This is a genomic window from Actinomadura alba (assembly GCF_014323705.1).
Lineage (GTDB): Bacteria > Actinomycetota > Actinomycetes > Streptosporangiales > Streptosporangiaceae > Actinomadura_C > Actinomadura_C alba.
Genome location: NZ_JABVEC010000024.1, coordinates 21636 through 35193, shown reverse-complemented (window position 1 = coordinate 35193; position 13558 = coordinate 21636). Strand labels below are relative to the sequence as shown.

General features: G+C 69.5%; 13 protein-coding genes. 11 read left to right on the top strand and 2 right to left on the bottom strand.

Translation table 11 applies throughout. The features are described 5' to 3' along the window. Positions 1-24: 24 nt before the first annotated feature. Positions 25-954: an EamA family transporter RarD gene (gene rarD / locus HKK74_RS27120; protein ID WP_187246191.1), complete on the top strand. Its 930-nt coding sequence runs from the start codon at positions 25-27 to the stop codon at positions 952-954. Here the strand turns inward: rarD and HKK74_RS27115 are convergent. Further along, complete coding sequence (locus HKK74_RS27115; RefSeq protein ID WP_187246190.1) at positions 933-1832, bottom strand: hypothetical protein; 900 nt, start codon at positions 1830-1832, stop codon at positions 933-935. The genes rarD and HKK74_RS27115 overlap by 22 nt on opposite strands. A gap of 504 nt (positions 1833-2336) precedes the next feature. Continuing rightward, a complete protein-coding gene (gene pip / locus HKK74_RS27110; protein WP_187246263.1) occupies positions 2337-3296 on the bottom strand; it encodes a prolyl aminopeptidase in 960 nt (319 codons plus the stop codon). A gap of 137 nt (positions 3297-3433) precedes the next feature. Here pip and HKK74_RS27105 point away from each other — a divergent pair, with 137 nt between their 5' ends. From HKK74_RS27105 to HKK74_RS27060, 10 genes are all read left to right on the top strand, one after another. Further along, the gene (locus tag HKK74_RS27105) at positions 3434-4810 is read left to right on the top strand and encodes a coiled-coil domain-containing protein (protein WP_187246189.1); all 1377 of its coding nucleotides are present in this window, start codon (positions 3434-3436) and stop codon (positions 4808-4810) included. A gap of 168 nt (positions 4811-4978) precedes the next feature. Continuing rightward, a complete protein-coding gene (pyrG, locus tag HKK74_RS27100; protein WP_222722786.1) occupies positions 4979-6658 on the top strand; it encodes a CTP synthase in 1680 nt (559 codons plus the stop codon). After that, positions 6655-7308 (top strand): NUDIX domain-containing protein, encoded by a 654-nt coding sequence (locus tag HKK74_RS27095; protein ID WP_187246188.1) that lies wholly within the window; start codon positions 6655-6657, stop codon positions 7306-7308. Before pyrG ends, HKK74_RS27095 begins: the two co-directional genes overlap by 4 nt. Before the next feature lie 155 nt (positions 7309-7463). Beyond that, positions 7464-8417, top strand: coding sequence for a site-specific tyrosine recombinase XerD (xerD, locus tag HKK74_RS27090; protein WP_312881811.1), 954 nt, complete (start codon positions 7464-7466; stop codon positions 8415-8417). Positions 8418-8659: 242 nt separating this feature from the next. Further along, a complete protein-coding gene (locus tag HKK74_RS27085) occupies positions 8660-9526 on the top strand; it encodes a ParA family protein (protein ID WP_312881828.1) in 867 nt (288 codons plus the stop codon). A gap of 113 nt (positions 9527-9639) precedes the next feature. Next, a complete protein-coding gene (locus HKK74_RS27080) occupies positions 9640-10536 on the top strand; it encodes a segregation and condensation protein A (protein WP_187246187.1) in 897 nt (298 codons plus the stop codon). Continuing rightward, on the top strand, positions 10529-11182 hold the full coding sequence (gene scpB / locus HKK74_RS27075; protein ID WP_187246186.1) for an SMC-Scp complex subunit ScpB: 654 nt from the start codon (positions 10529-10531) through the stop codon (positions 11180-11182). The genes HKK74_RS27080 and scpB overlap by 8 nt, the downstream gene beginning before the upstream one ends. Continuing rightward, positions 11179-11910, top strand: a complete 732-nt coding sequence (locus tag HKK74_RS27070) for a pseudouridine synthase (RefSeq protein WP_187246185.1) — start codon at positions 11179-11181, stop codon at positions 11908-11910. Before scpB ends, HKK74_RS27070 begins: the two co-directional genes overlap by 4 nt. Positions 11911-11924: 14 nt before the next feature. After that, positions 11925-12287, top strand: coding sequence for a chorismate mutase (gene aroH, locus HKK74_RS27065; RefSeq protein ID WP_187246184.1), 363 nt, complete (start codon positions 11925-11927; stop codon positions 12285-12287). A 9-nt stretch (positions 12288-12296) separates the two neighbouring features. Beyond that, positions 12297-13409 (top strand): prephenate dehydrogenase, encoded by a 1113-nt coding sequence (locus tag HKK74_RS27060; RefSeq protein ID WP_187246183.1) that lies wholly within the window; start codon positions 12297-12299, stop codon positions 13407-13409. Positions 13410-13558: the final 149 nt, after the last annotated feature.

The window sequence follows — 13558 nt, the reverse complement described above, 5'->3', positions numbered from 1 at the left end:
ACCCTCTGCTGTACGCTGATCATGATGCCGGATGAGCGCCGCGGAGTAGCGCTTGGGGTTTTGGCGTATGTCCTGTGGGGGATGTCCGCGCTCTATTGGCCGCTCCTTGAACCCGTCAGTGCCGTGGAGATCCTGGCGTTGCGGATCGTCTTGTCATTCGTTGCGCTCGTTGGCCTCTTAACTTTGCTCCGCCGCTGGAATCGGGTACGCCGCCTGGCAAGAGGATTCCGGCAAGTGTGCCTCCTCGTCATCGCCGGAGCGTTGACGTCGGTCAACTGGGGTCTGTTCATCTTCGCCACAATGACCGGTCATGTGGTGGATGCGGCGCTGGGGTACTTCATCACACCGCTGGTCAGCATATTTTTCGGTGTGGTTATATTCCGTGAGCGCCTGCGCGCTTGGCAGTGGGCCGCTTTTGTCCTGGGTGTTGTCTCCGTGGTCGTCCTCACGGTCGACTACGGCACGGTGCCCTGGATAGCCGGTGGTCTTGCCCTGACCTTCGGTATCTACGGTCTGATTAAGAAGCATGTGAGCGTCGGTGCCCTGGAAGGCCTCATGGTGGAGACGGCTGCATTCCTTCCTTTTGCCCTGGTCTTCACCGTGGCGCTTCAGGTCACCGGGAACGCTACTTTCGGGCACGTCTCCGTGGCGAATACCTGCCTGGTGATCGGCGCTGGTTTTGTCATGCTGATTCCGATGCTGCTTTTTAGTGCAGCGGCCACTCGCATCCCGCTCAGTGTCACAGGTATGCTGCAGTTCATCGAACCCTGCGTGCAGTTTCTCATAGGGTTGCTTGTCTTCCATGAGTCGATGTCGGTGACCCGATGGGGCGGGTTCGTCCTCGTCTGGGGTGCTTTGATCACGTTGAGCATCGATGGGCTTCGCGTGCGGCGGCGCATGAGTGGAGCAGTGAGTTCGACCCACCGCTCAGATCATGAGGTGCCGACGCTCTGAGTACGTCTCGGAGGGTCCGGCTCGTCGATCTCCACGGCGCTTCTCTCGATCAGCTCGAACTGCCGCATGAGCCGTTCCAGGTCCGGGGGAGAGACAGTGAACGAATCGTGCACGGCCTCACCGCCTGCGGTGTAGCTCAACTCGTGTCCGCAGGTTCCGTCCCAAATGCCCGTGATGACGCGTAGTGCTGGGGACAGCCGGTCTGCGTGGACTCGCCTCACATGGACGCCTGCCGCGATCTGTTCACGCGCCAGAGCATCGAGGTCGTCGGTCCACTCCTGGTAGATGAACACCCTGCGGATCTCAATTCCGCGGGCAATGGCGTCCACTTGAGCCAGCCAGTACTGGCGGCCTACCGGCTGCAGCCACCAACCGAGGTCCACCGACGGGACGCTGGTGACGCACATTGAGGTCCGACAGTTCTTGATGAGGCTGAGGAAGAGCCGGTTGTCTCCATAAGGCGCACGGAAGTGGCCGCGCTCCAGGTCCGCGAGCGTCCGAAGGCAGTCTTCGAACGCGTCACGGCAAGCGTCTTCGGCCGGCGTACCCTTGAACTCCCGCTCCACATGCTTGGCGGCCCGCAACATCGGCTCCATCAGATCTGGCAACCATGGGATCTTCTCGATCGTGGAGATCATGTATCCCACGCGAGTCTCATGCTCGATGCGGCGCTTGTCCCGGAGCAATGTCTGAACTTGAAGCGTGATCATGCCGCCGATCAGGCCGGCGACAGTGCCCATAGCCTGAGCGGTGTCCTCGCGGACGTAGAAGATAACGGACAGCCCGACCGAGAGGATGATCCCGATGACCAGAATCGGATCGAGTGTGAGCGATGACCTCTGCCTCTGCCGGTTCATCCAGAGCTCCCCGATGTTCACTTTGTTTTATTTGTAGGCCCCGACGGAGCAAAGGATAGACGCAATGCCGCCGAATAGCCTCAATCTTGATCATATTGTGCCTATGTCGCTCAAGCATCGTTAGTGTTGCTCACGGGTGAAAACATGCCATACGAGGTATATGTCCGGTTTCTTACTGCGAAGGCAGACTGGTCTGCGGCTGGATCGATGAAGTGCTTCGCTCGCCGACGTCGGGATGTGGCGATCGCGCTCAGCGCTATGAGCGGCTCGAGAAGGCTGCGCCAGGGCAAGTGCGTACCAGACATCTCAACGGGCAGGGATGCGACGTTCGACGCCGAACAGGCCACAGCCTTCTCACCGGCTTGGCCTGGAACGTAGCTTGCCGCGCTGGTCGCCGACACCGACACGGCCGGCGATGAGCCGACCAGACCTCGGTGGTAGAAGCCCATGGACTCAGGCGCACGTTCCATGAACGCGCGATCAGTCGCATGTTGTGATCGGCCACAAGCGCACGAGGGAACTGCGTCAGGCGCGCGCGAAACGGTCGGTGGCCTCGATGAGCCGGTGCAGGATGCCCGGCTCGTCGAAGGCGTGGCCCGCGTCGTCGACGATGTGGAAGTCGGCCTCCGGCCAGGCCTGGTGCAGGTCCCACGCCGTGGCGACCGGCGTGCACACGTCGTAGCGGCCCTGGACGATGACGGCCGGGATGTGCCGGATCTTGTCCACGCCGAGCAGGAGCTGGTCCTCGGTGAAGAAGCCCTCGTTGACGAAGTAGTGGTTCTCGATCCGCGCGAACGCCACCGCGTAGTCGGGCTCGCCGAAGTGGTCGACCAGCTCCGGATCCGGGCGCAGCGTCACGGTGGACCCCTCCCACTGCGACCACGCCCTGGCCGCCGCGATCCGCACCTTCGGGTCGGGTGAGTCGAGCCGGCGCCCGAACGCGGCGATGAGGTCGTCGCGCTCGTCCTCGGGGATCGGTGCCACGTAGCGCTCCCACAGATCCGGGAACAGCAGCGACGCGCCCTCCTGGTAGAACCAGTAGAGCTCGAACGGGCGCAGCATGAAGATCCCGCGGAGCACGAGCTCGCTCACCCGGCCGGGGTGCGCCTGCGCGTACGCCAGCGACAGCGTGCTGCCCCAGGAGCCGCCGTACACCAGCCAGCGGTCGATGCCCAGGTGCTCGCGCAGCCGCTCCATGTCCGCGACCAGATGCCAGGTGGTGTTGTTCTCCAGCGACACGGCCGGGTCGCCGGCGTGCGGGACGCTGCGCCCGCAATTGCGCTGGTCGAACAGCACGATGCGATATGCCTCCGGATCGAATTGCCTGCGGTGCTTCTCATTGCACCCGGCGCCGGGACCGCCGTGCAACATCACCGCCGGCTTGCCGTCGGGATTCCCGCAAGCCTCCCAGTAGACGGATTGGCCGCCGCCGACGTCCAGAAACCCGGAGTCGTACGGCTCGATCGGCGGATACAGGGTTCGCAGCTCCATGGCCGAGATTGTTCCACCCACGCGTTCCGGACTCGAAACCGCAGCGTACGGGTGGTCTTCATCGAGGATGAGACCAAGCGCATTCGCCGACCGGGCAGACACGGTTGCATAACGCACTTAGAGTTTCCCATGTGAGCGATCTGAACCGATCGGGCGGTTCGCCCCCTTCGCCGGTAGTCGGCAAGCCGTGGCCACCCGCGCGCAACCTCCCCGCCGTGCCCGAGGAGGAGGCTCAGCCCTGGGACACGGTCAAACAGCTCAAGCAGATGGCCGACCTGCTCGGCGACGCGCTGGCCGTCGGGGAGCGCAAGGTCGCCGAGACGCGGGACGAGGCGGCGGCCGCATGGGATGAGCTGCAGCGGGCGCGGGCGCACGCCGAGCAGGCCAAGAAGGACGCTTCGGCTCAGCTCGCGGCGGCACTGGCCGACCGCGAGCAGGCGCAGCGCGACGCCGCCGCGGCCTGGGGTGAGGTGCAGCGGGCGCGGGCGCAGGCCGAGCAGGCCCAGACCGAGGCGTCCGCGCAGATCGCCGCCGCGCAGGGCGACGCCGAGCAGGCGCAGCGCGACGTGGCGGCGGCGTGGGGTGAGGTGCAGCGGGCGCGGGCGCAGGCCGAGCAGGCCGACCGTCGTGCGGTCGAGACGCAGAGCGAGATGAAGGGCCAGCTCGCGTCGGCTTTGAGCGAGCGCGAGCAGGTGGTGGCCGAGCGTGAGCAGGCGCAGCGCGACGCCGCGGCGGCGTGGGGTGAGGTGCAACGGGCGCGGGCCCAGGCCGAGCAGGCCGACCGCAGGGTCGCTGAGGCCGAGACCAGCGTGCAGCAGATGCTGGCCCAGCGCGAGTCGATGCGCGAGGCGAGGGACGAGGCGCAGCGGCGCGTCGAGGAGATATCGGCCGGCCGCCGCAACGCCGAGTCCGAGCGCGACATGCTCGCGGAGCGCGGAGGCGAGCTGTCCCGTGCCCTCGAGTCCGCCCATGCCGAGCTGGCCGCCCTGCGTGCCAAGGTCGGCGAGGCCGAGATGGGGACGCAGAGCCTGCAGCACGCGGCCGCCTCGGCCCGGCAGGAGGCCGACGAGGCCCGCCAGCGGCTCGACGAGGCCCGCCAGCGGCTCCAGGAGGCCGAGGTCGAACGCCAGCAGGCGCTCGAGGCCGCCCGGCAGGCGCTCGAGGCGGCCAAGCAGGCCGAGATGGTCCGGGACACGGCCGCGCAGACACGGGCCAAGGCCGATTCCGAGATGGCCCTGGCACGTGGCCAGATCGACAAGGCCAACCGGGAACGCGACGGCGCGGTGGCGGCGATGCGGCAGATGGCCGCCGAGCGCGACGCCGCAGTGACCAAGCTGACGGAACGCGACCAGTGGGTCGACCAGCTCGCCGACGCGGTCACCGAGCAGCGAGACGCGTTGAAGGCGCTCTCCTCGGAGCGTGACGCCGCGCGCTCCGCGGCCGACCAGGCCAGGGGTGTGATCGACGAGCTCTCTCGTCAGCTCCGTGGGATCATGCCCACCCACTGATCACCGCCGGCCCGCGCCGGCTCCGCCGCCCCTGGACCGGCGGCGGCCGGGGCGACCCGGGAGACCGCGGGCCCGTCTCGGGCCAGGTCATCCGGCCCGACTGTTATTCTGGTGGCCCGTGGACAGGCGGTTCACGACCGCCTCGCCAGCGACCACGGGAGCGCATTCTTGCGATCGGCATCCATTGGTAGTCCACGAACTACCAAGCACCTCTTCGTCACCGGCGGTGTCGCCTCCAGCCTGGGCAAAGGGCTGACGGCATCGAGCCTCGGTCGGCTTCTCACCCTGCGCGGCCTGCGGGTCACCATGCAGAAGCTCGACCCCTACCTCAACGTCGACCCCGGCACGATGAACCCCTTCCAGCACGGGGAGGTCTTCGTGACCGACGACGGGGCCGAGACCGATCTCGACATCGGTCACTACGAGCGGTTCCTCGACACCGAGCTACACGGATCCGCCAACGTCACCACCGGTCAGGTCTACTCCAACGTCATCGCCAAGGAACGGCGCGGAGAGTACCTCGGCGACACGGTCCAGGTGATCCCGCACATCACCAACGAGATCAAGGATCGGATCCGCAGCATGGCCGGCTCCGGGGTCGACGTGGTCATCACCGAGGTCGGCGGCACGGTGGGCGACATCGAGTCGCTGCCGTTCCTCGAGGCGGTGCGGCAGATCCGGCATGAGATCGGCAGGGACAACTGCTTCTTCCTGCACGTGTCGCTGCTGCCCTACATCGGGCCGTCCGGCGAGCTCAAGACCAAGCCGACCCAGCACTCCGTCGCCGCGCTGCGCAGCATCGGCATCCAGCCCGACGCGATCGTCTGCCGGTCCGACCGGCCGATCACGCAGGGGCTCAAGCACAAGATCAGCCTGATGTGCGACGTGGACCAGGAGGCGGTCGTGTCGGCCGTCGACGCGGCGAGCATCTACGACATCCCCAAGGTGCTGCACTCCGAGGGGCTCGACGCCTATGTGGTGCGCCGGCTCGGGCTGCCGTTCCGCGACGTCGACTGGGGTGACTGGGACGAGCTCCTGCGCCGCGTGCACCGCCCGGCCCGCGAGGTGACCATCGCACTGGTCGGCAAGTACATCGACCTGCCCGACGCCTACCTGTCGGTCACCGAGGCACTGCGGCACGGCGGCTTCGGCAACGACGCCCGGGTGAACATCCGCTGGGTCAAGAGCGACGAGTGCGCGACGCCCGAGGGCGCCAAGCGCGAGCTCGACGGCGTCGACGGGATCCTCGTGCCCGGCGGCTTCGGAGTGCGCGGCATCGAGGGCAAGATCGGCGCGGTGCGCCACGCCCGCGAGAACCGGATCCCCATCCTCGGCATCTGCCTCGGCCTGCAGTGCATGGTGATCGAGACGGCACGGTCACTCGCCGGGATCCACGACGCGGGCAGCACCGAGTTCGAGGAGGTCACCTCGCATCCCGTGATCGCGACCATGGCCGACCAGGTCGATGTCGTGGCCGGTGAGCGCGACATGGGCGGCACGATGCGGCTCGGCCTCTATCCGGCCAACCTGGCCGACGGCTCGCTGGTGCGGGAGCTCCACGGCACCGCCAAGATCGAGGAGCGGCATCGGCACCGTTACGAGGTGAACAACGCCTACCGCGAACAGCTGGAGAAGGCCGGGCTGAGCTTCAGCGGCACCTCGCCCGACGGCCGTCTCGTGGAGTACATCGAGCTGCCCCGGGAGAGCCATCCGTTCTTCGTCGCCACCCAGGCGCATCCGGAGTTCCGGTCCCGGCCGACGCGGCCGCATCCGCTGTTCACCGGGCTCGTCTCCTCGGCTCTCGACTACGCCGAGGCGCGCGGCGCCGAGGCGGCCTCGGCCTCATGAGCGACAACGTCCGCGAGGCGTCCGGCGTGATGAGGATCCGGGACACCCCCGAGCGCTGGGAGGTCGTCGACCGGCAGGAGCTGTGCGCCGGACACGTGTTCCGGGTCCGCAGGGACCTCGTGCGGATGCCGAAGGGCGACGGCACCGAGGTCGTCGCCCGTGACGTCGTCGAGCACCCCGGCTCGGTGGGCGTCCTCGCGCTCGACGACGAGGATCGGGTGCTGCTCGTCCGGCAGTACCGCCACCCGATCGGGTACCGGCTCTGGGAGGTGCCTGCCGGGTTGCGCGACGTCGACGGCGAGCCGCTCTGGGAGACCGCCGCGCGGGAGTTCGCCGAGGAGGCCGGCCACCGCGCGGAGCGATGGCACACGCTGGTCGACACGTTCACCTCGCCCGGAATGGGCGACGAGCGGCAGCGCGTCTTCCTGGCGCGGGGGATCAGCGAGATACCCGAGGGCGAGCTGGACTTCGAGCGGGTGCACGAAGAGGCGGACATGCCCGTGGCGTGGGTGCCGCTGGACGAGGCCGTCGCCAAGGTCCTCGGCGGCGACCTGCGCAATCCGACGGCGGTCGTGGGTATCTTGGCGGCCTACGCCGCACGCGCCGGCGGGTTCCGGGATCTGCGCCCCGCCGACGCCCTCGACGCGTAGGCGGCGAAGGGGCGCCCGGCCGATCAGGTTCGTTCTGTCGGCGGGAACGGGCATGATGGACGGGCCCGAGCATGATGGACGAGCCCAGGGCAAGCGGAACGGGTGGGGCATCCCGCCCACGGTCCGCGGGCCGTCCGGCCAGTGAGGAGGCGAGCGTGACCGCCAGCACGGCTCATGACGCCGCAGTCGCCTCCGCGCTGCGGTCGGCGGTCGACACCTACCTCGGCCACCTCGCCGTCGAGCGCGGGCTGGCCGCCAACACCCTCAGCTCCTACCGCCGCGACCTGCGCCGCTACGTCACCGTGCTGTCGGCGCGCGGGCGTACGACGGTCGACCAGGTGACCGAGCTCGACGTACTGGCGTTCCTCGCCGGCATGCGCGAGGGCGACGAGGAGCACCCGCCGCTGTCGGCGGGCTCGGCCGCCCGGGCCGTGGTCGCGGTGCGCGGGCTGCACAAGTTCGCTCTCCGCGAGGGCCTGACCGCGGCCGATCCGGCCCGTGACGTCAAACCGCCCACACCGCCGCGCCGGCTGCCCAAGGCCATCTCGGTCGACGAGGTCGAGCGCCTGCTCGGGTCCGCGGGCCAGGGCGACGGCGCGCGAGCGCTGCGCGACCAGGCCCTGCTCGAGTTCCTGTACGGGTCCGGCGCGCGGATCTCCGAGGCCGTGGGCCTCGACCTCGACGACCTCGACCTCGGCGACGGTTTCGTACGGGTCTCCGGCAAGGGCGGCAAGGTCCGGGTGGTCCCCATCGGCGACTACGCGTGCCGGGCCGTCGACGCCTACCTCGTCCGTGCCAGACCGGCGCTCATGGGCGCCGGCCGGGGCACTCCGGCGCTGTTCCTGAACGCCCGCGGCGGACGGCTGTCCCGCCAGGGCGCGTGGATGGTGCTGCGGGCGGCCGCCGAGCGGGCGCGGCTCTCCGAGGTGTCCCCGCACACGCTGCGGCATTCTTTCGCGACCCATCTGCTCGACGGCGGCGCGGACGTTAGGGTGGTGCAGGAGTTGCTCGGCCACGCGTCCGTCACCACGACGCAGGTCTACACACTGGTGACGGTCCAGCGGCTTCGGGAGGTCTACGCGACTTCCCACCCGCGCGCGAAGGGCTGAACGGTTTCGGCCGCTCGGTCGTTCGCGTCGACTCGGCGAGCGGATCGATGGGAACGTGATGGACGCGCCGGTGAGCATGTCGGCGTGCAGCGGAAGCGAAGCACGAGCATTGGCGCGCGTCGCCTTGCCGCGAGGTTGGTCAATCCGTAGAGTCCCGGTCTTGACGGCAAATCGCGGCCGCCGGGGAGGTTCGAAAGCTGGTGACCAGCACACAGCAGGCCGAGGGGGTTCTCTCGGCCGCCATCGAGACCGATCCGAGGCGTGCCCTGGGTCCGACCCAGCGCCCCGTGCCCGAGTTCCCCGACCCGGAGCCGCTGGCGGAGCACGGCCCGGCCCGCATCGTGGCGGTGTGCAACCAGAAGGGCGGGGTCGGCAAGACGACCACCACCATCAACCTGGGCGCCGCACTGGCCGAACAGGGGCGGCGGGTGCTGCTCGTCGACTTCGACCCGCAGGGTGCGCTGTCGGTCGGGCTGGGCAAGGGCGACCCGCGCCAGCTGGACGTGACCGTCCACAACCTGCTCCTCGAGCGCAACGTCGAGTGGGACGACGTCGTCCTCGAGACCAGCGTCGAGGGCATGGACCTGCTGCCGAGCAACATCGACCTGTCCGGCGCCGAGGTGCAGCTCGTGCACGAGGTCGGCCGGGAGTACATCCTCAGCCAGGTCCTCAAGCCGGCCGTGCCCTACTACGACTACATCATGATCGACTGCCAGCCGTCGCTCGGCCTGCTGACGATCAACGCGCTGGCGGCGAGCGACGGTGTGCTCGTGCCGCTGGAGTGCGAGTACTTCGCCATGCGCGGTGTGGCGCTGCTCATGGAGACGATCGAGAAGGTGCAGGCCCGGATCAATCCCGAGCTGGAGATCGACGGCTTCCTCGGCACGATGTACGACTCCCGGACGCTGCACACACGTGAGGTACTCGGCCGCATCGTCGAGGCCTTCGGCGAGAAGGTCTTCCACACGGTGATCAATCGCACCGTGCGGTTCCCCGACGCGACCGTCGTCGGCGAGCCGATCACCCGCTTCGACCCCTCGTCCATGGGGGCCAACGCCTACCGCGGGCTGGCCAAAGAGGTGCTGCAGAGGTGGCACGCCCTCGCGTGAGCCGCGCCGTGCGTCGCCGTGCCCCATGTCCCCGTGACACCGCCCCTGCCGGGCCGGGCGCGCGCCGAGGCCGTACGATCACTTGATCATGGCACCGGCGGGGAAGGTTGGGGATGGCCTCGGTTACCGTGGGTGAGGTGAACGAGGCGCTGACGGACGGTGCCGGCTCCGGTGAGCCGGCGGCCGGGCATGAGGCCGCGCAGCCGGCCGCGTTCCAAGTGCACCTCGACAACTTCGAGGGCCCGTTCGACCTGTTGCTCGGGCTGATCTCCAAGCACAAGCTCGACATCACCGAGGTGTCCCTGCACAAGGTCACTGACGAGTTCATCGCGTTCATCCGGGCGCGCGGCCGCGACTGGGACCTCGACCAGGCCAGCCAGTTCCTGCTCATCGCGGCGACCCTGCTCGACCTCAAGGCGGCCCGGCTGCTGCCGTCCGGCGAGGTGGACGACGAGGAGGACCTCGCGCTCCTCGACGCTCGCGACCTGCTGTTCGCGCGGCTGCTGCAGTACCGCGCCTACAAGGAGGTGGCCCAGGTCTTCTCCGGGTGGATGGTCGAGGAGGCGAAGCGGTTCCCCCGTCTGGTGCCCATGGAGCCGCGGTTCGCCGACCTGCTGCCCGAGGTGCTCCTCGGCCTTGGCCCGACCGAGTTCGCCCGGCTCGCCGCCAAGGCGCTCACCCCGAAGGCACCGCCCACCGTCTCCGTCGAGCACATCTACCAGCCACAGGCCAGCGTGCGCGAACAGGCCGCTATCCTCGTGAGGCGGCTGCGCCGGCTACGGCGCGCCACGTTCCGGGCGCTCACCTCCGACTGCCCGGGCAACTACGAGATCGTGGCGCGGTTTCTCGCACTGCTGGAGCTCTACCGCGAACAGGCGGTGTCCTTCGAGCAGCTCGAACCCCTCGGCGACCTGCATGTGAGCTGGACCGGCAGCGACGAGGGCGAGGTCGACGTCGGCGACGACTACGAAGGCGCACGAGAGCCGAACGGTGACAGCACGGATGAGTGAGCACACGACCCCGTTCCCGGGCGACGGCCCGCCGGCCGCGCCGGCGGACGATCGCGCGGGAGACGAGGAGATCGACGGTCTGGCCGGGCCCGCGTCGGCCGACCTGCCGAGCCTGCGGGCCGGGCTCGAGGCGATCCTGCTCGTCGTCGACGAGCCGGTGCCCGAGGTGACCCTGGCCCAGATCCTGGAGCGCCCGCGCGACGAGGTGGTGACGGCCCTGCGCGATCTCGCCGCGGAGTACACCGAGCAGGGCCGAGGCTTCGAGCTCCGCGAGATCGCGGGCGGCTGGCGCTACTACACCAGGGACATCTGCGCCCCGATCGTGGAGCGCTTCGTGACCGACGGCCAGCAGGCCCGGCTGACCCAGGCCGCGCTCGAGACGCTCGCCGTGGTGGCCTACCGCCAGCCGGTGAGCCGGGCCCGGGTGTCGGCCATCCGCGGGGTCAACAGCGACGGTGTCTTCCGCACGCTGAGGCTGCGCGGTCTCATCGAGGAGGCGGGGCAGGAACCGGAGACCCAGGCTCATCTGTACCGCACCACCAGGTACTTTCTGGAGCGGCTCGGGCTGAACAGCCTCGAGGAACTGCCCGAACTCGCCCCGTACCTGCCCGACGACGTGGAAGGCCTAGAGGAATCCCCAGCGTGAGCGACAACGAAGGCATCCGGTTGCAGAAGGTCCTGGCCGAGGCCGGGGTCGGCAGCCGCCGCCACTGTGAGCAACTGATCGCCGACGGCCGGGTGAAGGTCGACGGCAAGGTGGTGGCGTGGTTCGGCTCCCGGGTCGACCCCCGCACCGCCGTGATCCATGTCGACGACAAGCGGGTCGAGACCCGAGCCGAGATGCGCTACTACGCCGTCAACAAGCCGCGCGGCGTGGTCAGCACCATGTCCGACCCGCAGGGCCGGCGGACTCTCGCCGACTACGTCGACGTGCCCGAGCGGCTCTTCCATGTCGGCCGGCTCGACACCGACACCGAGGGCCTCATCCTGCTCACCAACGACGGTGAGCTGTCGCACCGGCTGACGCATCCGAGCTACGGCGTCGGCAAGACCTATCTCGCCGAGGTGCCCGGGCCGATACCGCGCGATCTCGGCCGGCGGCTGCGCGAGGGCGTGACGCTCGAAGACGGCTTCGTCAAGGCCGACGGATTCCGCGTCGTCGAGACCTCGGGCAAGCGGGTGCTGGTCGAGGTGACTCTGCACGAGGGCCGCAAGCACATCGTGCGGCGGCTGCTCCAGGAAGTCGGCCATCCGGTCCGCCAGCTGGCGCGCACGGAGTTCGGGCCGGTGCGGCTGGGTGCGCTCAAGCCGGGCACGATGCGGGCATTGACCTCCCGAGAGGTCGGCGAGTTGTACGCGGCGGTGGACCTTTAGGGGGGCGGGGACCGATGGCGGTACGCGCGATCAGGGGAGCGACGCAGGTCGACGCCGACGACCGGGATCAGATCCTCAAGGCGACGACCGAACTCGTCACCGAGGTGATGAGCCGCAACGGGCTCACCACCGACGACGTCATCAGCGTGATCTTCACGGCGACGCCGGATCTGACCGCCGAGTTCCCGGCGCTCGCCGCGCGCAGGCTCGGCTTCCACGAGGTGCCGCTGCTGTGCGCCAGTGAGCTCAACGTCCCGCACGCACTCCCGCGGGTAATACGACTTATGGCGCATATCGCGACAGACCTGCCTCGATCGGCCCTCCAGCACGTCTACCTGCGCGGTGCTTCCGCCCTCCGGCTCGACATCGCCCAGTAGTCTGGCACGGTGGAGAAAGAGGGGGATCCGCGCCGCGTGGTCATCGTCGGCGCCGGCCTGATCGGCACGTCGATCGCACTGGCGATGCGCGAACGCGGTGCCGAGGTACTGCTGGCCGATCACGACGAGGTCGCCCTGCGGCTGGCGGTCGAGATCGGCGCGGGGAGCGCGCTCCCCGAGGACGGGCCGGACGAGCCGGCTGACATCGCCGTGCTGGCGGTGCCGGTGGCGGCCCTCGGCGCGACGCTACGGGCCGCGCAGAAGCGGGGGCTGGCCCACGTCTACACCGACGTGGCCAGCGTGAAGACCCGGCCGGTGCTCGACGCCATGGAGCTCGGCTGCGATCTACGCGGCTTCGTGCCCGGCCATCCTCTCGCCGGGCGGGAACGTTCCGGGCCCGCAGCCGCGCGAGCCGACCTGTTCCTCGGCCGCCCGTGGGCGTTGTGCCCCACGCCGGCCACCGCCCCCGAGGCCCTCGGCGCGGTCCGCGCGCTGGCGCGCGCCTGCGGCGCCGAGCCGCTGATCACCGAGGCGACCGAGCACGACCGCGCCGTGGCGCTGGTCTCGCACGCCCCGCACGTCGTCTCGGCCGCGATGGCGGCCCGCCTCGGCGAGGCCGACGACGTGGCGCTCGCCCTGGCCGGGCAGGGCGTCCGTGACGTCACCCGCATCGCCGCGGGCGACCCCGACCTGTGGACCGGCATCCTCGGCGCCAATCCCGAGCCGGTCGCCGATGTGCTCGAGGCGGTCGCCACCGACCTCGCCGTCACTGCGTCGGTGCTGCGCGCCGGCGCTGACGCCGGGCAGGCGGGGGCCGAGGCCGCAGCGGGCCTGCTCGATGATCTGCTGCGCCGTGGCAACACCGGCCGCGCCAGGATCCCGGGCAAGCACGGGGCGCGCGCGTCGTCCTACGCGGTCGTCTCCGTCGTCGTCCCCGACCGTCCGGGGGAACTGGCCCTGCTGTTCCAGGCGGCGGGGGTGGCCGGCGTCAACATCGAGGACGCGACGATCGAGCATTCACCCGGCCTGCCGGTCGGGGTCCTCGAGCTCTCGGTGAAACCCGAGGCCGCCGAAGGGCTGGCCGACGAACTGCGCGCCCGGGGCTGGTCCGTTCCCCGCTGAGCACCGCGTTCCGGGTGCCGCACGCGCCGGACCCGTCGCGGTGGACCGCTCGAACGCACTCGCCCGCACGGCGCGCGGGATCCCTCGGGCGGCTGGATTGCCGGTGCGGTGCGCTCGGCCCGGTAGCCTGGTGCGTTGGGGCTCGATAA

Bases quoted from the DNA above. Each gene is read 5' to 3' on its own strand.
- rarD (WP_187246191.1), top strand. From the start codon at position 25: ATGCCGGATGAGCGCCGCGGAGTAGCGCTTGGGGTTTTGGCGTATGTC.
- HKK74_RS27095 (WP_187246188.1), top strand. From the start codon at position 6,655: ATGAGCGACAACGTCCGCGAGGCGTCCGGCGTGATGAGGATCCGGGAC.
- HKK74_RS27080 (WP_187246187.1), top strand. From the start codon at position 9,640: ATGGCCTCGGTTACCGTGGGTGAGGTGAACGAGGCGCTGACGGACGGT.
- scpB (WP_187246186.1), top strand. From the start codon at position 10,529: ATGAGTGAGCACACGACCCCGTTCCCGGGCGACGGCCCGCCGGCCGCG.
- aroH (WP_187246184.1), top strand. From the start codon at position 11,925: ATGGCGGTACGCGCGATCAGGGGAGCGACGCAGGTCGACGCCGACGAC.